The organism is Streptomyces sp. NPDC043746, assembly GCF_056436485.1.
This window is the reverse complement of sequence record NZ_JBWKCM010000004.1, coordinates 191,992-209,451: the sequence shown is the minus strand read 5'-3', so window position 1 is coordinate 209,451 and position 17,460 is coordinate 191,992. Positions and strand designations below refer to the sequence as shown.

At 72.5% G+C, this 17,460-nt stretch carries 18 protein-coding genes and 1 tRNA gene; 11 read left to right on the top strand and 8 right to left on the bottom strand.

Annotated features, from left to right (window positions below):
• Positions 1-2: 2 nt before the first annotated feature.
• Positions 3-962, bottom strand: coding sequence for an STM4015 family protein (locus AC0682_RS06580; protein WP_254811284.1), 960 nt, complete (start codon positions 960-962; stop codon positions 3-5).
• A gap of 255 nt (positions 963-1,217) precedes the next feature.
• Here AC0682_RS06580 and AC0682_RS06575 point away from each other — a divergent pair, with 255 nt between their 5' ends.
• Together AC0682_RS06575 and AC0682_RS06570 are read left to right on the top strand one after the other, a co-directional pair.
• A complete protein-coding gene (locus AC0682_RS06575) occupies positions 1,218-1,544 on the top strand; it encodes a hypothetical protein (RefSeq protein WP_254811283.1) in 327 nt (108 codons plus the stop codon).
• 119 nt (positions 1,545-1,663) lie between these two features.
• Positions 1,664-2,665 (top strand): DUF6745 domain-containing protein, encoded by a 1,002-nt coding sequence (locus AC0682_RS06570; RefSeq protein WP_478531290.1) that lies wholly within the window; start codon positions 1,664-1,666, stop codon positions 2,663-2,665.
• A 105-nt stretch (positions 2,666-2,770) separates the two neighbouring features.
• Here AC0682_RS06570 and AC0682_RS06565 read toward each other — a convergent pair whose 3' ends face one another.
• Positions 2,771-3,382: a TetR/AcrR family transcriptional regulator gene (locus AC0682_RS06565; RefSeq protein WP_478531289.1), complete on the bottom strand. Its 612-nt coding sequence runs from the start codon at positions 3,380-3,382 to the stop codon at positions 2,771-2,773.
• Positions 3,383-3,532: 150 nt separating this feature from the next.
• Here AC0682_RS06565 and AC0682_RS06560 point away from each other — a divergent pair, with 150 nt between their 5' ends.
• A complete protein-coding gene (locus AC0682_RS06560; RefSeq protein WP_254811280.1) occupies positions 3,533-3,973 on the top strand; it encodes a PPOX class F420-dependent oxidoreductase in 441 nt (146 codons plus the stop codon).
• Between the two features lie 95 nt (positions 3,974-4,068).
• Complete coding sequence (locus AC0682_RS06555) at positions 4,069-5,280, top strand: MBL fold metallo-hydrolase (protein WP_254811279.1); 1,212 nt, start codon at positions 4,069-4,071, stop codon at positions 5,278-5,280.
• 169 nt (positions 5,281-5,449) lie between these two features.
• Here AC0682_RS06555 and AC0682_RS06550 read toward each other — a convergent pair whose 3' ends face one another.
• Positions 5,450-6,895, bottom strand: a complete 1,446-nt coding sequence (locus AC0682_RS06550; protein WP_478531287.1) for a glyceraldehyde-3-phosphate dehydrogenase — start codon at positions 6,893-6,895, stop codon at positions 5,450-5,452.
• 374 nt (positions 6,896-7,269) lie between these two features.
• On the opposite strand from AC0682_RS06550, the gene AC0682_RS06545 reads away from it, so the two are divergent.
• The 5 genes from AC0682_RS06545 to AC0682_RS06525 are packed head-to-tail and all read left to right on the top strand — an operon-like array spanning position 7,270 to position 11,296.
• The gene (locus AC0682_RS06545) at positions 7,270-9,300 is read left to right on the top strand and encodes a sensor histidine kinase (RefSeq protein ID WP_478531285.1); all 2,031 of its coding nucleotides are present in this window, start codon (positions 7,270-7,272) and stop codon (positions 9,298-9,300) included.
• Positions 9,301-9,305: 5 nt separating this feature from the next.
• Complete coding sequence (locus AC0682_RS06540) at positions 9,306-9,740, top strand: roadblock/LC7 domain-containing protein (RefSeq protein ID WP_019763720.1); 435 nt, start codon at positions 9,306-9,308, stop codon at positions 9,738-9,740.
• A 2-nt stretch (positions 9,741-9,742) separates the two neighbouring features.
• Entirely contained in the window at positions 9,743-10,114 is a 372-nt protein-coding gene (locus AC0682_RS06535) for a DUF742 domain-containing protein (RefSeq protein ID WP_254811276.1), read from the top strand.
• Complete coding sequence (locus AC0682_RS06530; RefSeq protein ID WP_254811275.1) at positions 10,092-10,715, top strand: GTP-binding protein; 624 nt, start codon at positions 10,092-10,094, stop codon at positions 10,713-10,715. The genes AC0682_RS06535 and AC0682_RS06530 overlap by 23 nt, the downstream gene beginning before the upstream one ends.
• Positions 10,712-11,296 (top strand): GAF domain-containing protein, encoded by a 585-nt coding sequence (locus AC0682_RS06525; protein ID WP_478531283.1) that lies wholly within the window; start codon positions 10,712-10,714, stop codon positions 11,294-11,296. Before AC0682_RS06530 ends, AC0682_RS06525 begins: the two co-directional genes overlap by 4 nt.
• 245 nt (positions 11,297-11,541) lie before the next feature.
• Here the strand turns inward: AC0682_RS06525 and AC0682_RS06520 are convergent, their stop codons facing one another.
• From AC0682_RS06520 to AC0682_RS06510, 3 genes are all read right to left on the bottom strand, one after another.
• On the bottom strand, positions 11,542-12,357 hold the full coding sequence (locus AC0682_RS06520) for a TetR/AcrR family transcriptional regulator (RefSeq protein WP_478531282.1): 816 nt from the start codon (positions 12,355-12,357) through the stop codon (positions 11,542-11,544).
• A gap of 395 nt (positions 12,358-12,752) precedes the next feature.
• Complete coding sequence (locus AC0682_RS06515; RefSeq protein ID WP_478531281.1) at positions 12,753-13,655, bottom strand: transketolase family protein; 903 nt, start codon at positions 13,653-13,655, stop codon at positions 12,753-12,755.
• Between the two features lie 64 nt (positions 13,656-13,719).
• A complete protein-coding gene (locus tag AC0682_RS06510) occupies positions 13,720-14,439 on the bottom strand; it encodes a transketolase (RefSeq protein WP_478531280.1) in 720 nt (239 codons plus the stop codon).
• Between the two features lie 126 nt (positions 14,440-14,565).
• On the opposite strand from AC0682_RS06510, the gene AC0682_RS06505 reads away from it, so the two are divergent.
• Positions 14,566-14,639, top strand: a tRNA-Pro gene (locus tag AC0682_RS06505).
• 397 nt (positions 14,640-15,036) lie between these two features.
• Positions 15,037-15,810, top strand: coding sequence for a glycosyltransferase family 2 protein (locus AC0682_RS06500; protein ID WP_478531279.1), 774 nt, complete (start codon positions 15,037-15,039; stop codon positions 15,808-15,810).
• Between the two features lie 83 nt (positions 15,811-15,893).
• Here the strand turns inward: AC0682_RS06500 and AC0682_RS06495 are convergent, their stop codons facing one another.
• Entirely contained in the window at positions 15,894-16,541 is a 648-nt protein-coding gene (locus AC0682_RS06495; RefSeq protein WP_478531278.1) for a DUF6518 family protein, read from the bottom strand.
• Positions 16,542-16,621: 80 nt separating this feature from the next.
• Entirely contained in the window at positions 16,622-17,431 is an 810-nt protein-coding gene (locus AC0682_RS06490) for an SAM-dependent methyltransferase (protein WP_478531277.1), read from the bottom strand.
• Positions 17,432-17,460 lie beyond the last annotated feature (29 nt).

The window sequence follows — 17,460 nt, the reverse complement described above, 5'->3', positions numbered from 1 at the left end:
TCTCACTCCGATACGGCGGTGTAGCGGCCCTCGGCGCCGCGGTCGTCCCACGGCTCGTTCCGCTCGGACACGTCGACGCGCACCCCGTGCGGCTCCAGCGAGGAGCGGACCCGCTGCTCCATCGCCTCGGTGAGGAAGTGGTGGTGGAGGTCGAGGAGTTCGAGATGGGTGAGCGGCTGCCCCTCCAGGAGTGCGGCCGCGCCCTCGTCGCCCAGCGTCCCGTTCGACAGGTCGAGCGTCCTGAGCTGCGCGACGACCGGCGCCGACGCGAGGGCCGCCGCGATCTCGTTCTGCACCTCGCTGTTGCGCAGCCCCAGGTGGTGCAGGCGCGGGAAGCGGGTGCCCGACAGCAGCGGTGCCAGGTCCGCGACCTCGGTGTCACCGCCGTACGCCGATACCCCGAGCCACAGGTCCAGCCGCTCCAGCGCGGGCAGTTCGCTGTCGATCACCCCGCGGACCACCTGCACGGGCAGGCCGCCCGCCTGGATCGTCAGCGCCCGCAGCCGCTGGTGCTTCGTCGGCGGGAACACCAGGTCGGTGCCGCCCCGCACCCCGAACTCCGTCAGTGCCGGGAAGGCGGTCAGCAGAGCCGTGACGTCCGACTGCTCGATCCAGGTGATCTCGGCCTGCTCCGCCTCCAGGTCCCCGACGAACACCGCCTCCAGCGAGGTCAGCCGGTCGGCGGCGGCGGTCACCAGATCGATCGGGACCGAGGAGTCCTCCTCGTACGCCTCGCCCCACTGGCCGATGATCAGGGCCTTGACCCCGGCCGGGTCGACCGCGCCCAGGAAGTCCGCGAACTCCTCGGCCCAGGGCCGGTTCCGCCCCTCGTCGCCGTACGGATCGACGGAGACGCGCCAGGCGGCGGCGTCGGCGGCGGGCCGGGAGCCCCCGGCGCCCGTGTGCTGGAAGTCGACGGCGGGGAGGCCGCCGAACTCGTGCAGATGCTGCGCACCGTACATGGCCCTGAGCTCCTGATCCTGGGGACTGCTGATGTCCGCAAGGTCTATCAAGCCGCACTGACAATGCCGCGGCCGGGACCGCCCGGGACCGGTCGGCGGGCCGCTCGGGACCTGTCTCGGTTCCTGGCGCCCGGACCGCTTCCGACCCGTCGGCGGACCGCTCCGAGCCCGCCGCGGGGGGCTGTTGTCAGACCCGGCCCGTAGCGTTTTTCCCGTGGTCGGCACAGCGGGTGCCGCGACCGAGGGGAGACCTCTGTGTACCGTCAGGGTGATGTACTGATCATGGCGCTGGAGGAGTCGGCGGTGCCCGCCCCCTTCCTCGAGGCGTCGGGCGAACTGCGCGACGGGCGGGGACGGCTGGTGCTCGCGCTGGGCGAGGTGACGGGGCACGCCCACGCCGTGCAGGGGCCCGGTCGACTGATCCGGGAGGCGGGGCCGTTCGGCCCGATGCTGCTCCATCTCCCGGAAGGCGGCCGGGTGGTGCACGAGGAGCACGCCACGATCGCGCTGCCGCAGGGCTGGTTCCGGGTGGTGCGCCAGCGGGAGTACGCGCCCGGCGCGGTCCGCATCGTCGCGGACTGACCCCCGTACGGAGTACGGCGACGGACCGGGCACGACGACCGGGCGCGACAACCGATCGCGAACCGAGTACGACCACCGAGCACGACGAGCACACAGCGAACTGGGGACGGGGACAACCGATGCAGCACGTGAATTCCTGGCGGGACGTGGCGGCGGCCACCGGCGCGGCGGACCGGGCGGCCGCCGAGGAGGGCGTGCGGCGCGCCTACCGCCTGGCGGGACTGGCCGAGCCCGAGCGGATCGTCTGGGCCGAGTCGCCCCGGGCGGCCGTCGAGGCCGTGGAGAAGCTCACCGACGCCGGACGGTCGGTGCGCGAGGAGGTCCGCACCCGGCCGTGGGCCGAGGAGCGGCGGCGGATGTACGACGAGCTCGGCCCGGCCGGCTGGTCGGCCCTCTGGTCCGCCACCGGGGCCCAGCTCTGGGAGACCACGGCCGCGCTCGCCGAGCGGATACGGTCCGGGGTCGTCGCCGATCTGGCGCCCCGGCCCGCGGAGGAGGGCGCCGTGCGGCTGGTGCTGCTCGACGCGGTGCTCGGCCAGCACGACGCCGCCTGGCTCGCCGCCTTCGACGGGCGCGGTGACCGGCTGACCGGCCTGGCCGAGGTCGCCCGGAGCGCCGGCTGGTGGTGGCCCTACGAGCGGGCCGTGGTGATCAGCGAGCGGCCCGTGGTCCTGCACCGCGACGAGGCGGGCAGGCTCGACCACGGGGAAGGGCCGGCCCTCGCCTACCGGGACGGGTTCGCCCTGTACGCCTGGCGGGGGATGCCGGTGCCCGCCGCGTTCCTGGCGGAACTGGCCTCGCTCACCCCGCAGCGCATCCGGGAGGAGGAGAACGCGGAGCTGCGCCGCGTGATGCTGGAGTACTACGGCTACGACCGCTACCTCACGGAGTCGGGCGCCGAGCCCGTCCACCGCGACGAGACGGGCATCCTCTGGCGCATCGCCCTCGACGGGGACGAGGACGTGGTGATGGTCGAGGTGGTCAACTCCACCCCGGAGCCGGACGGCACCCACCGCACGTACTGGCTGCGCGTGCCCCCCGGGACGCGGACCGCCAAGGACGGGGTCGCCTGGACGTTCGGGCTGGAGGGCGCTGCCTACGCCCCGGTCCGCCAGACCTGAGGTGCCGGGGCGGGCAGGCGGGGTGCCTGGGCGGGCGGGCCGGCCAGGGGCCTCAGATCTGGCGGACCGGGTGCCCCCGGCGCGGCGGACCGGTGGGGCGGGGCGTCAGGCGGTCAGCGCGGCCTCGTCGATGCCCAGCTCGCGGGCGAGCGCCTCGTCGGTCCAGCGCAGCATCGTGGCCCGGGGGAGCGGGCCCTCGTACGAGGTCATCTGCACGGCCAGACCGTCCAGCAGGGCGGTCAGCCGCCAGGCCGCCGACTCCGGGTCCGCGCACCGGAACTCCCCGGCGGCGGCGCCCTCCTCGATGACCTCGGCCAACTCCGTCTTCCACCGCTGGTCGAGGTCGCCCGCCACCTTGCGCAGGGCGGGTTCCCGCAGCGCGGCCGCCCATCCCTCGATCCACAGCCGCCATCCCTTGGCCTGTCCGGTCGGTGCGTACCACCGCACGGCAGCGCGCAGACGGCGTACGGCGGTGGTGCGGCGGGCCAGCAGCTTGCGCAGATGGGCGAGGTCGGCCTCGGCCGCGTACGCGAAGGCGGCGGCGACCAGCTTCTCCTTGGTCGAGAAGTGGTAGAGCACCAGCGCGTTGCTCACCCCCAGCGCGGACGCCACATCGGCGATGCGCACGGAGGAGGCCCCGCGGATCTCGATCTGCTCGACCGTCGCCCGCAGCAGCTCCTCGCGCCGCTCCGCCACGTTCAACCGGACTCTAGCCACCCGACCACCCTAATCAATGTCCCGGTCACGTCCGGTCACCGGAGATCATGCCGTCACCGGGACGACGCGACGGTGCCTCCCGGATGTGACACCCCCACCTGGAAGCGGCCGGGCCGGAATCCTCGTGGCGGCAAGCACGTTGGACCGGTCATGACGTCATTCGAACCGGCACAGGAAGCGCTGCTCCCGCTCATCGGTGAGCAGGACGGGGGAGTGCTGGTCACTCTCAAGCGGGACGGGCGGCCCCAGCTGTCCAACGTGAGCCACGCCTACTACCCCGACGAGCGGGCGATCCGGGTGTCGATCACCGAGGGCCGGGCGAAGACCCGCAACCTCCGGCGTGACCCCCGCGCGAGCTACCACGTCACCAGCGACGACCGCTGGGCCTGGACCGTGGCCGAGGGCACCGCCGAGCTGACCCCGCCCGCCGCCGAACGAGACGATGCCACGGTGGAGGCCCTGATCGCGCTCTACCGCGACGTGCGGGGCGAGCACCCGGACTGGGAGGACTACCGGCGCGCCATGGTCGAGGACCGCAGGGTGGTGCTCACGCTGCGCATCGAGCATGTGTACGGACAGCCGCGTGGCTGAGGGGCACCCGGCCTCTGCTCCGTTCGGCGCTCTCTTCTCGCCCTGTCGGACCGTCCGACCATAATGAGACGACACCGACTCCCCCTGGAGATGTTGTGACCGGCGCCGACTACTTTGTCCCCTTCCGTACGAAGCTGCGTTCGATGCGCTCCGAGCCCTTCGGGGCCGATCCGGCGGGCGCACGGATGCAGCGCATCCTGAACTCGCCGAACTTCGCCGACGGGGTGTTCCAGAATCCGCTGGGCGCCCGGACCAGGCCGTCCGGCTCCATGCTGGAATTCGCGAAGGTCTACTTCCAGAAGGAGCAACGGGTCCGCAGGGCGCCGGCCGGCACCGTGCCGGTCCATGCCACCACCCTCGCCGATCTGGCCGCACCGCCCGCCACCGGGCTGCGGCTGACCTGGATGGGCCACTCCAGCGTCCTCGCGGAGATCGACGGCCGCCGGGTGCTGTTCGACCCGGTCTGGGGCGAGCGGTGTTCCCCGTTCCCGTTCGTCGGGCCCAAGCGGCTGCACCCGGTGCCCGTGCCGCTGACGACGCTCGGCGACGTCGACGTGGTGGTGATCTCCCACGACCACTACGACCACCTCGACCTGCCGACGATCCGGGCCCTGGCGGGCACCGGCACCGTCTTCGCCGTACCGCTCGGGGTCGGCGCCCACCTGGAGCGCTGGGGCGTGGATCCCGACCGGCTGCGCGAACTCGACTGGAACGAGACCGCGAAGGTCAACGGGATCAGCCTCACCGCCACCCCCGCGCGCCACTTCTGCGGCCGTGGCCTGCGGAACAACCAGCACACCCTGTGGGCCTCCTGGTCCGTCAGGGGCCCGGAGCACCGCATCTACCACAGCGGCGATACGGGCTACTTCCCCGGTTTCCGGGACATCGGTGCCGAGCACGGCCCGTTCGACGCCACGATGATCCAGATCGGCGCGTACTCGGAGTACTGGCCGGACATCCACATGACCCCCGCCGAGGGCATGCGCGCCCACCTGGACCTCCAGGGCGGGCGCCCGCACGGGGTGCTGCTGCCGATCCACTGGGGCACCTTCAACCTCGCCCCGCACGCCTGGGCCGAGCCCGGGGAGTGGGTGAAGGACGCCGCCGAGGAGGCCGAGCAGGCGGCGGCCTTTCCCCGGCCGGGCGAACCCTTCGAACCGGCCGGAGCGCTCCCGGTGGACCCCTGGTGGCGACCCGTCTCCGCCCCGATGGCGCCGCCCCGCTGGCGTACGGCGGCAGCGGAAAGGGTTCCGGGCACCGCCGCCCCGGTGGCACGCCGGGATCTGGACGTGGCCGGGGAGCGGTGACCGCCGGGGCCGGGGGCGCATCCGTCACCGGCCCGACACCGTCCCGCGACAGTCGGCCGCACGGGCGGGACACGAGCGGGCCGGCACCCCGGTACGGAAGGGGTGCCGGCCCGCGAGGCCGTGGTGCGGCGGTGGAGCTGGTCCTCCGTGCGGAGGACCGGCGGACGGGTCAGGCCGCCGGGGCCGGGTACGTCGGGTACTCCACGCCGGAGACGTGCTGGACGACCCGGATGACCTGGCACGAGTAGCCGAACTCGTTGTCGTACCAGAGGTAGAGGATCGCGTTGTCGCCGTCGACCTTGGTGGCGCCCGCGTCGACGATCGAGGCGTGGCGCGAGCCGATGAAGTCGCTGGAGACCGCGTCGGGGGCGCTGATGAAGTCGATCTGCCGCTTCAGCGGGGAGGCCAGCGACACGTTGCGGAGGTAGTCGAGGACCTCCTCGCGGGTCGCCTCGCGGCCCAGGCGCAGGCTCAGGATCGCGATCGAGACGTCCGGCACCGGGACGCGGATGGAGCTGCCGGTGATCGGCGCGTCCAGCTCGGGCAGCGCCTTGGCCACGGCGGACGCCGCCCCGGTCTCGGTGATGACCATGTTGAGCGCCGCCGAACGGCCGCGGCGGTCGGAGCTGTGGTAATTGTCCAGCAGGTTCTGGTCGTTGGTGTACGAGTGGACGGTCTCCACGTGGCCGCGCAGCACGCCGTACTCGTCCGCCATCGCCTTGAGCGGCGGGACGATCGCGTTGGTGGTGCAGGACGCGCAGGACAGGATCTGCTCGTCGTCCTTGATCGTGTCGTGGTTGACCCCGTGGACGATGTTGGGGACGTCGCCCTTGCCCGGAGCGGTCAGGACCACCTTGGCGATACCGGGACGCAGGTGCTTCGAGAGCCCTTCGCGGTCCCGCCACCGGCCGGTGTTGTCGATCAGGATCGCGTCCTTGATCCCGTACTCGGTGTAGTCCACCGCGGTCGGGTCGTCCGAGTAGATCACCTTGATCTCGTTGCCGTTGGCGACGATCTTGCTGTTCGCCTCGTCGACGGTGATCGTGCCGGAGAACTGGCCGTGGATCGAGTCGCGCCGCAGCAGTGAGGCGCGCTTGACGATGTCCTGGCCGGAGCCCTTGCGTACGACGATGGCACGCAGTCGCAGTCCGTTGCCGGAACCGGCCTTCTCGATGAGGAGCCGGGCGATCAGGCGGCCGATACGGCCGAAGCCGTAGAGCACGACGTCCCGGGAGTCGCGGCGCTCGATCTTGTTCGCGCCGGTCGCCCCGGCGACGGCCTCGGCGGTGAACTCCTCGATGGACAGGCCGCGGTCGTCGGCCCGGTAGGTCGCGGCCAGCATGCCGATGTCGATCTGGGAGGGGCCGAGGTCCAGCATCGTCAGTGCCTTGAGGAACGGCATCGTCTCGGTGACGGACAGCTCCTCACCGGCGATCTGCCGGGCGAAGCGGTGGGTCTTGAGGATGCTGACCACCGACTTGTTCACCAGGGAGCGGCTGTGCAGCAGGACGTTCACGTCCTGCTCACGGTGCAGCTTCCCGATGATCGGGATCATCGACTCCGCGATCTCCTCGCGGTGCATCCAGTTGGTGAACGAGTCGTCATTGACAGTCACGTGTTTATCTTTCGAGCTAGGCGGCGCTCATATGGTAGCTGCCCCGGTCCGATCATCCTTCAGGTGGTCCCCCTTCGGTGGGGCGGCCGGGTGGGTGCACGGGTGTCAATGCGGCGTAATCGGACATTCACGCGAGGGCTCATACCAGAGCGGGACGGATGGCGGGCAAGTTCCCCAACTGCCCGTCGCGCACAGGTGGGTCGCGACTACCGTGTGTGCTCGGTGATCAACGGGGGGCTCCTGTGTCCCGGGCCGGCCGACCGCCGGCCCGAACGGGAGCCGCCACCGTGGGTGCCACCGCATGAACGCCGTAGGAACGCCGACAGGGGCGACAGGAACGCCGCTTCCTGATGCCCCCTGTACCGAGGACGCTGATGTCTCAACTTCGCGCACCCGCCGCGCGACCGGACCGCCGTGAGGGCGGGCGGCACGGCCGCCCCGGCGCTCGCACCCCCTCGGCCACCCGCAGGCCGCGCGCCGCACAGCCCTCCCCCGAGTCCCGCATACGCCCACAGGTGCTGCGCACCGCGCTGCTGCCCACCGTCGCCGCCCTGCTCAGCGGCGCGGCAGCCGTCATCTTCACCATCCGCGACGGCGCCGTCGACCCGTCCCCGGGCCTCTGGGCCGCACTCGGCGGGTCGGCCGCCCTGGCCGTCGCCGCCGTGGCCGCCGCCTACCTCGGCGCCCACCGGGTGGCCGGCGCCGTGCTCGACCGGGCGCTGACGCTCCGCCGCACCAGCGCCCAGAACCAGGCCGAGATCCAGCGGGTGGTCGAGCAGCTCCGGGCAGGGGAGCCCGTCGGACCACGCAGGCCTCCGCCCGCCACCGCCGACGGCGACGCCTTCGACCTGCTCGCCCAGGAGATGGGCCGGGCCCAGGACGCAGCGGTGACCGCCGTCGTCCAGGCCTCCCAGCTCTTCAGCTCGGCGGGCAACGAACAGAAGGTCGAGGTCTTCGTCAACCTCGCCCGCCGACTCCAGTCCCTGGTCCACCGCGAGATCCAGATCCTGGACGAGCTGGAGCACGAGGTCGAGGACCCCGATCTGCTCAAGGGCCTCTTCCAGGTCGACCACCTGGCCACCCGCATCCGCCGCCACGCGGAGAACCTCGCCGTCCTCGGCGGGGCCGTCTCCCGGCGCCAGTGGAGCAACCCGGTCACCATGACCGAGGTGCTGCGCTCGGCCATCGCGGAGGTCGAGCAGTACCCCCGGGTCAAGCTCGTCCCCCCGATGGACGGCACCCTGCGCGGCCACGCCGTCGCCGACGTCATCCACCTGCTGGCCGAACTGGTCGAGAACGCCACGGTGTTCTCCGCCCCCCACACCCAGGTCCTGCTGCGCGTCCAGCGCGTCACCGCCGGGATCGCGCTGGAGGTGGAGGACCGCGGCCTCGGCATGCCGGACCACGAGCAGAACAGGATGAACGCGCTCCTCTCCGACCCCGACCGGGTCAACGTCGCCCATCTCCTCCAGGACGGCCGGATCGGCCTCTTCGTCGTCTCGGCCCTGGCCCGCCGCCACGGCATCGCCGTACGTCTCCAGAGCAACATCTACGGCGGCACCCAGGCGGTCCTGGTTCTGCCGCAGACCCTCCTCGGGGCCGACGCCGACACCGCGACCGCCCCGGGCACCGCCCCCGTACCGCCCCCCGGAGCCGTACACCGGCCGCCCGCGGACGCCGGGACACCCGCCCCGCCCGCGCCCCCGCAGGTCCAGGGCGCACCACCGCAGGCCGCCCCGGCACCCGTCGGCCATCCGCGCGACGCCCAGGCGCCGGGCTCGCACGCCCACGCCGCACCGGAGAGCCGCCCGCCGGGACCCGGCGGCGAGGCCCCGCCCCTGCCCCTGCGCGCCGAGCGGGCCGACCGGCCCGCCCCGCCCGCATCCGCCCCCGACCGGCCCGCAGCACCGGCAGCCACCCGCGATGGGGCCGTGCGAGCGGCAACCGCCCCCGACCGGGCCGTGCCCCCCGCGGCCGTCCCCGACCGGCCCGCACCGGCCCCCTTCACCCCCCGGCGGGTCGACCGGCCCGCACCGCCCGCCGACCGCCCCGAACTGCCCAAGCGCGCCAACCAGGAACACCTCGTCCCGCAGCTGCGCGTAGCGCCCGCCCACCGGGTCGAGGACGAGCACGCCCTGCACGACCCGGGCCTCATGGCCGCCTTCCGGCGCGGCGTCGACCTCGCCGAGGCGCAGAACGCCCAGGAGGAGGAGACCGCCGCCGCATCCGGCGGCCCCGCCGCCCCCACCGCGCTCGACACCCCGCCGGAGACCCTCGCCCCCCTCCCCGTACGAGGGGCCGCCGAAGCGCCCCCGTCCCTCGGCCGCCCGCGGACCGGGCACGACCCCTTCCTGCCGGGCCACACCGTGCCGGAACCCCGTAAAGACACGACCTTCAAGGAGTAGACACGATGGCGAGCGACATGGCGTCCGGTCAGGTCTCGGACCTGGACTGGCTGCTGAGCGGACTGGTCCAGCGCGTGCCCTACACGCGCAGCGCGGTGCTTCTCTCGGCCGACGGACTGGTGAAGTCCGTCCACGGCATGGACCCCGACAGCGCCGACCACATGGCCGCCCTGGCCGCCGGCCTGTACTCCCTGGGCCGCAGCGCCGGGGCCCGCTTCGGGGACAACGGAGACGTCCGGCAGGTGGTCGTCGAACTCGACTCCACCCTGCTGTTCGTCTCCACGGCGGGCTCCGGCACCTGCCTCGCCGTCCTCGCCGGACGCGAGGCGGACGCCGCCGTGCTCGGCTACGAGATGGCGATGCTCGTCAAGAGCGTCCGGCCCTACCTGATGACCCCGCTGCGGCAGCCTGCCGGGGCCCCGTTCACCCCGGGGCTGTGAGGATGCCGGCCCCGCATGACGGGCCCCTGCTCGACGACGCGGCCGGCCGGCTGATCCGCCCGTACACCGTCAGCAACGGCCGCACCCGGCCGTCCACCGGCTTCGATCTGCTCTCCCTGGTCATGGCCACGGGCATCGAACCGGACATCCACCTCGGCCCCGAGCACACCGTGGCCCTCGGACTGTGCGAGGGGCCCATGTCCGTCGCCGAGATCGCCGCACACCTCCGGCTGCCCGCGGTCGTCACCAAGGTTCTCCTCTCCGACCTGGTCGACTGCGGCGCGGTCACCGCGCACGCTCCCGCTTTCCACGACACACCCACCGACCGATCCCTGCTGGAGGCAGTGCTCGATGGTTTACGACGACAGCTCTGACCGCACCGGAACCGCCGAGTTCTTCCCCGTGGCCCTCAAGGTCCTGGTCGCGGGCGGCTTCGGCGTCGGCAAGACGACCTTCGTCGGCGCGGTCAGCGAAATCGCCCCGCTGAGCACGGAGGAGCTGCTCACCCAGGTCAGCGTGGGCACCGACAACCTGGAGGGTGTCGAGTCCAAGACGGCCACCACCGTCGCCATGGACTTCGGCCGCATCACCCTCTCCGAACAGCATGTGCTGTACCTGTTCGGCACGCCGGGACAGGAGCGGTTCTGGTTCATGTGGGACGAACTCTCCCAGGGCGCGCTCGGCGCCGTGGTCCTCGCCGACACCCGGCGGCTGGCCGAGTGCTTCGCCGCCGTGGACTTCTTCGAGCGGCGCGGCATCGGCTTCATCGTGGCCGTCAACGAGTTCGACGGCGCCTACCGCTACGAACCCGACGAGATCCGGGCCGCACTCGACCTCGGACCCGAGGTCCCCGTCGTCCTGTGCGACGCCCGGATCGCCAGCTCCGGTACGGGAGCGCTGGTCACCCTCGTACAGCATCTGATCAACGCGACCTCCGCGCCCGCTCCGCTCCAGGCCTTCGGAGCCCGCCAGTGACGTCCTTCGCCACCGGCCGAATGCTGCTGACCTCCGCCGACCGGGACGGCCCGGCCCGCGCGGAGCGGCTGCGGAGGCTGGACCTCGGTGAACGGCCCGACGCCTCGTTCGACAACTTCGACGCCTTCGCCGACAAGGTCGCCGAAGTGACCGAATCGCCCTTCTCGATGGTCAACTTCATCGACGAGAACCGGCAGTTCTTCGCGGGACTGCACACCCCGGCGGGCAACAGCGGCGGACGGGACCTGGGGGCCACCGCGGCGAGCAGCAGCCGCAGCGCGCGCTACATGGCCCGCGACCGGGGCTACTGTCCGCACGTCGTCGTGCGGCGCAAGGCCCTCGTCCTGGACGACGTCTGCGACTACCCGCGCTTCGCCGGCAATCCGGTCGTCGACGACATAGGCGTCCGCTCCTATCTCGGCGCACCCCTCATCGACCGTACGGGCATCGCCCTGGGGACCGTCTGTGCCGTCGACACGGTGCCGCGCCCCTGGGGCCGCGCCGGGCTCGACACCATCAAGTCCCTCGCCCAGGAACTCGTCCGCCAGATCGACCACCGGGAGGGCTACCAACACCCCTGAGCCCCCGCACCGCGCGCCCCGACTCCCGGGCGAGCGCCCCGCGGCCACCCGACGCGGCCCGATGCACGCTCCCGCGGGCTGCGGGGGCGGTGTCGGTGCAGGAGTGAGGGGGCGCGGGGCAGGGCTGTGGGCGGCAGCCGTACGGGGGTGGGCGTGAGTCCGTACGGTAGGGGCGCCAGGCGTGCGATCCCCGGCCTTCTCGTGGGACGGCCGCCGACGGCACTGCCTCCCGTGCCCCCGGCGCCTCACTCCAGCCCGAACGCGTCCGCCAGCAGCTCCATGTGGGCGCCCAGCAGCGTGCCGCCCCGGTGTGCCATCCCGGCGAACTGGCCGGCCACCTCCAGGCTCACCGAGCCGTGCAACTGGGTCCAGGCCAGCACCGCCCCCGCCAGCGCCGAAGCAGCCCGGCCCGCCCCACCGGCCCGGGCTCCACCGCCTGCCCCCGCCTCCACGACGGCCCTGTCCCTCCTGGCCTCCTCGGCCTCGTCGGCTTCCGCGTCGGGGCCGACCGCGTCCGGTGCGTACCGGGCCACCCACGCCCCCACCGTCTCGTCCGCCGCCAGCCAGGCGGCCATCTCCTCCACCGTGCCGACCACCGCCGGGCCGGGTTCCCCGGCGGCGAAGAGCGGCAGGAAGGGGCCCAGCACCGCACGGGCCCGCTCCAGTGTGGCGGCCGGGGCCACATAACCGGGGACCGGATCGCCCTGGATCAGCAGATAGCGGTGCGGCTCCGCGATCGCCCAGGCGCGGTAGGCGGAGGCCAGGTCGTGCAGCCGGGCGCGCCCGCCGTGTGAACCTCGTGCCGAGCGGACCGCCGCCCGTGCCATCGCGGCCGCGGCATCGTCGTACGCGTCCCTGATCAGGGCGCTGAGCAGATCGTCCCGGCTGCTGAAGTAGCGGTAGAGGGCGGGGCCGGAGAGGCCCATCTCCTTGGCGATCCGCGTGAGGGCGAGGGCGCCGCCACCGCCTGCCGCGAGCTGCCGCAGCGCCAGGCCCTTGATCTCCGCGCGGGTCTGCTCCCGGTACCGGGCGCGCGGTCCCTGCTGCTGGGCCCGTTCCATGGCGATCCCCTCTCGCCGACCGTGCCTGCCCCTGTTGCAGAGCCTAACAAGCACGCTTGCCAGGGGCCGTCGCCGAAGTCGCCTCCCCTGACGAAAGTGAGGGGCCTTCGACGGGGGCAAGGGGCACATCATGACCATCACCGCATTCGCTCCGCACACGGTCCCCGGTTCTGGGCCCGCGCACGGGTCCCGGCCGCACCGCGCGTCCACGCCGAAGCGCGAGGAGGCGAGCCGCGTTTCGACCTGCCGGAGTGGAGCGGACCGAGCCCGTGTCCGGCGCCGATCGACCCGCCAGGGGCTGGCCGAGCTGGGATCCGGTGCGGAGCACGCCCCGGCGGGTGCTGACCGGGCCCCCTTCGCGCACACGCACACCGGTCCCGGCCCGGGTCTCCGTCTCAGCCGCGCAGAAACCCGGTGATCCGCCCCCGCAGCCCCCGCACGTCCAGCCCGTGAGCCCTCAGATGCTCGTCCATCTGCCCGTACCGTCGAAGCTCGGCGCGACCCACCCCCAGGCCGAGCACCCGGTGCGGCAGCTGCACCAGGGCCTCGTTCGCCCGGGCCGTCGACGTGCCCGCCAGGTAGGGCTCCACGATCACCACGTCGGCACCCGGTCCCGCCCCCACGGCCCGGCGCAGGCCCGCCGCGTCGAACGGCCGCACGGTCGTCGCGTACAGCACACTCACGTCCAGCCCCTCCACCGCTGCCAGGACGTTGTCGAGCATCGGGCCGACCGCGACGACGGTCCCGCCCCGCCCCTCGCGTACGACGGAGAACCCTCCGTCACCGCCCATCGGCCGCGCCTCCCGGTTCGCCTGGAGGGAGAGGCGTACGTACACCCGGTCATCGCCGTCCACCGCGCCCCGGAGCAGCGCCTCCGCCTCGTCCGGGTGGCCCGGCACATGGACCCTCCATCCCTCCAAGGTGTCCAGGAGTGCCACATCCCCCGGTGACATATGGGTGAAGCCCCCGGCGGGCCAGTCGTACGAGCCCCCGGCGCTCACCAGGATTCCGCCCACCCCCTGGTGGCCGAAGTCCAGCTTGACCTGCTCGAAGGGCCGTTCCACCAGGAAACTGGCGAAGGTGTGCATGATCGGCCGCATCCCGGTCAGCGCCATGCCCGCCCCGGCGCCGATCAGCAGCTGCTCCCTGATGCCCACGTTGACCACCCGGTCCGGGTGCGCCCGCCGGGCCGGGGCGAAACCGTCGGCGCTGATGTCGGCGAGCACGACGGCCAGCCGGGGTTCCTCCTCCAGGAGCTGCGAGGCGGTGGTGATGAAGCGGTCACGCATGGTTTCCATGGGAAGGGTCCTCCTGGGAATCCGCCGGTCGTGGACCGGCCTGGGCCGGGGTGTAGGGGGAGGGTCAGTGCTTGGGTTCGACGCGGGCGACCACGGCGCGCGGCCGACCGGGGTGGGGCGCGGTGAAGGCCTCGTACAGGGCGTCGTGGTCGCGGCCGTTCACCGTCGCCGCCGACCAGCCGGCGGCCTCGAACCGGGAGGCGATGCCACCGGGCCAGCCGTGGGTGGCGGAGGCGTTGTCGATCACCAGGGTGTGGAGCTGCTCCAGCCCGGCCGGTCCGGCGTGGGCGATGGCCTCGTGGTTGCTGCCCTCGTCCAGCTCGGCATCGCCGACCAGCACCCAGACCCGGGGGTCGGTGAGCCCCTGTGCCCGCAGGCCGAGGACGGTTCCGACGGCCAGCGGCAGACCGTGTCCGAGCGAGCCGCTGCCGATCTCCGCCCCCGGGACGAGCAGCCGGTCCGGGTGGTGCCCGAGCGGGGAACCGTACGTTCCGAAGCCGCGCAGCACCTCCTCGTCGAAGAACCCGCGGGCCGCCAGGACGGCGTAGTACGCCATGGGGCCGTGGCCCTTGGAGAGGAGGAAGCGGTCCCGCCCGGGGGCGTCGGCGGTGGCGGGCGTCACGCGCAGCACCCGGTCGTAGAGCACCCAGAGCGCGTCCGTGGTGGAGTGCGCGGCGGGGGCGTGCTTCTCGGCGCCGGTCATCAGGGAGATCAGACGCCCGAGGTCGTGGAAGCCGTAGGAGTCGTGGAGGCCGCGTACCGGCGCGGTGGTCAGGTTCGTCATGCTCCGAGCATTCAACCTCAAGTGGACTTGAGGTCAAGCGGGGAAAGGGGTTCGTGACCACCTGCTGAAGTGCGGTATTGTTCTCATGCGCGTTCGGCCAGGGGAAACCCCAGGTCAGACGGGCACCGGGACGTGGCGCAGCTTGGTAGCGCACTTGACTGGGGGTCAAGGGGTCGCAGGTTCAAATCCTGTCGTCCCGACTCGAGAGAGTCGTTGATCAGGGGCCGGTTCGGAGACATCCGAACCGGCCCCTGATCGTTTCCCGGGACCGGCCTGAGGCCGGCGCGGGGCGGCCAGGCGTGAATCCGGGTTCTGCTGATGCCGGAGGATCGCCGGGGCCGGCGCTATGGGCCGACCGGTTGTCGTGCGAGGGCCTGGCTGAACACGGCGGATGGCGACGGATGGCTGCTCTCTTGTTCAATTGCGGGGGTGGTGCACGTCCACGGCGTCACCGACGACGCGGTGCCCTGTCCCGGTGGCGCGCGGCCGGTGGAGCCCCCGCGGCCCTGACCGGTGAGGACCGCCCTCGCGTCAGGTACTCCTCCGTGGCGATGCTTGAATGAACCCGTCGGTCCTGATCTGTCAAGGAGATGCGCTGTGCCCCTGGTGTCGGTCGTGATGCCCGTGTACAACTCGGCGGCGACCCTGGGCGCTGCCGTCCGGTCGGTGCTCACCCAGACCCATGCCGACCTGGAGCTGCTGGTCACGGACGACCAGTCCTCCGACGGCTCCATGGACCTGTTGCGCGAGTTCGCCGAGCGGGACGAGCGGGTCCTGCCGGAGAGGGCGCCCGAACAGGGTGGTGCGGGGCGGGCCCGTAACCTCGCGATCCAGCGGGCCCGCGGGGAGTACATCGCTTTTCTGGACTCCGACGACATGTGGCTGCCGGAGAAGACCGAGAAGCAGCTGGCCTTCGCCGCGGAAGGCGATGCGCCCCTGACGTTCACCTCGTACTTCAAGATGGACGCCGACCACGCAGGTGAGAGCACCGACTGGGTCCCGACCGACCGTGTGATCCACGCTCGGGAGCATGTGGACTACCGAGCCATGCTGGTCCGGGACCACATCGGCGCTCTCACCGCCATGTACGACCGCACCGTTCTGGGCACGAGGCTGATGCCCGAGATGCGCAAGCGGCAGGACTACGCCCTCTGGCTCTCGATCATGCGGAACGGGGCCGACGCCCGGGGGCTGGCCGAGCCGCTCGCGGTGTACCGGGCCCACCAGGCGGGGTCGCTCTCCTCCAACAAGCTCTCACTCGTCCAGTACAACTGGGCCCTGTACCGCAAGCACGAGCATCTGTCGGTCGCCCGGTCGACGCGCGCCCTGGCCGGCGCCGCCTGGCAGTCGCTGCGCAACTCGCGTATCTAGGGCCGGGGAACTCGGGGCTGACCCGCGTCGCGCCCTCCGCCCGCGGACCCGCCGGTACGGGCGCCGAGCGCCGGCGGCCTCCGTCAGGCGGAGACCTTGTCGAGCAGGCCGTAGACGGCCAGGTACGCGGCGAAGGAGGCCGCGAGCGTCGCGGCCAGACTCCACACGCGCTCCTTCCCCGTGCGGCCCAGCAGCAACGGGAGGCCGCAGGCGACGACGGCGCAGGCCGCCGCCTGGGGTGCGTACCCGAGGGCGAGCCAGGAGTGGAGCGCCTCACTCCCGAAGAGGCCCCCGAGCGCGCCCAGCGCCGCGTACCGCTGCCGGCGCCGCGTACCCCGCCTCCACCAGGAGCCCGCGATGCCGAACAGCGGCCCCGCGACGCATGCCATCGCCAGCCAGAGCAACGGGAAGATGAGCGACCCCATCCCGTCCCGCCCGAACTCGGCGTAGCCGTAGTAGCCGACCACGAGCCCGATCTCGGTCAGCGCTCCGGCCACCGCCACCCCGCGGAGGCTGTCGGTACGGCGGGCGAGGAGTGCTCCCGCGACGAAGGCGAACGCGGACCAGACGCCGCCGGAGTTCGCCGACTGGCTCCATGGCCAGGGGAGCCAGCCCTGGAGCAGGTTGGTGAGGACGCCGAGCGCGAGGCCCGCGCCGAGGGAGGCGGCCGGTGGGCCCGCCGCCTTCGTCAACGGCGAGACGGGGTGTTCAAGGGACTGCGTGGTGGACATGGCCCGACTATACATGTGGTTTATACGTGGAGTGTATAGTCGGGCCTGTCCCGCTGGCCGGTCTACGTGGCGCCCCGGTCTCAGGGCTTCCTGGCCACCGCGCCGTACATGGCGATGTCCCCGCCGTCGACGCCGTCCTGCTCCGGGCCGGGGCGCCAGGCGTGCACCTGGGCGACCCCCGGCTCCTGCAACTCCAGCCCGTCGAAGAACGACGTGGCGGCGGGCAGATCGCGCAGGACGAAGGGCATGCCCTGCTCGCGGTACTCCTGCGCCACCCGGTTGACCTCCTCGGGTGCGAAGTCCGCGGTGCCGATGGTCATGGCCAGATAGCTGCCGGACGGCAGGGGATCGAGCAGCCGCCTGACCAGCCGGTGGTCATCGGGCGGCAGGATGAAGTGCATGATGCCGATCACCATCAGCCCGACGGGCCGGTCCAGGTCGATCAGTTCCTGGAACTCCTGGCTCCCGAGGATGGCGTCGGGGTCGTGCATGTCGGCGTCGACGTACGCGGTGGCGCCCTCGGGCGAACTCTGGAGCAGGGCGCGCGCGTGGGCGAGAACGATCGGGTCGTTGTCCACATAGACCACATGGGAGTCCGGGGCCGCCTCCTGCACGACCTCGTGCAGGTTGGGTGAGGTCGGCAGCCCCGTACCGATGTCGAGGAACTGCCGGATGCCGCACTCCTCGGCGAGGAATCGACCGGCGCGGTGCATGAAGCGGCGGTTCTCCCTCATGTGGACGGGCAGGGCGGGCCAGTGGCGGCACATCGCGTCGCCCGCGTCGGCGTCCACGGGGTAGTGGTCCTTGCCGCCCAGGATGTAGTCGTAGACCCGGGCGGAGTGCGCCCGGGAGGTGGCGAGTCCGCTCTGCCGGTCGGGGGAGGTGCTCATGCGGGGCCTCTTTCGGTCAGGTACGGCTT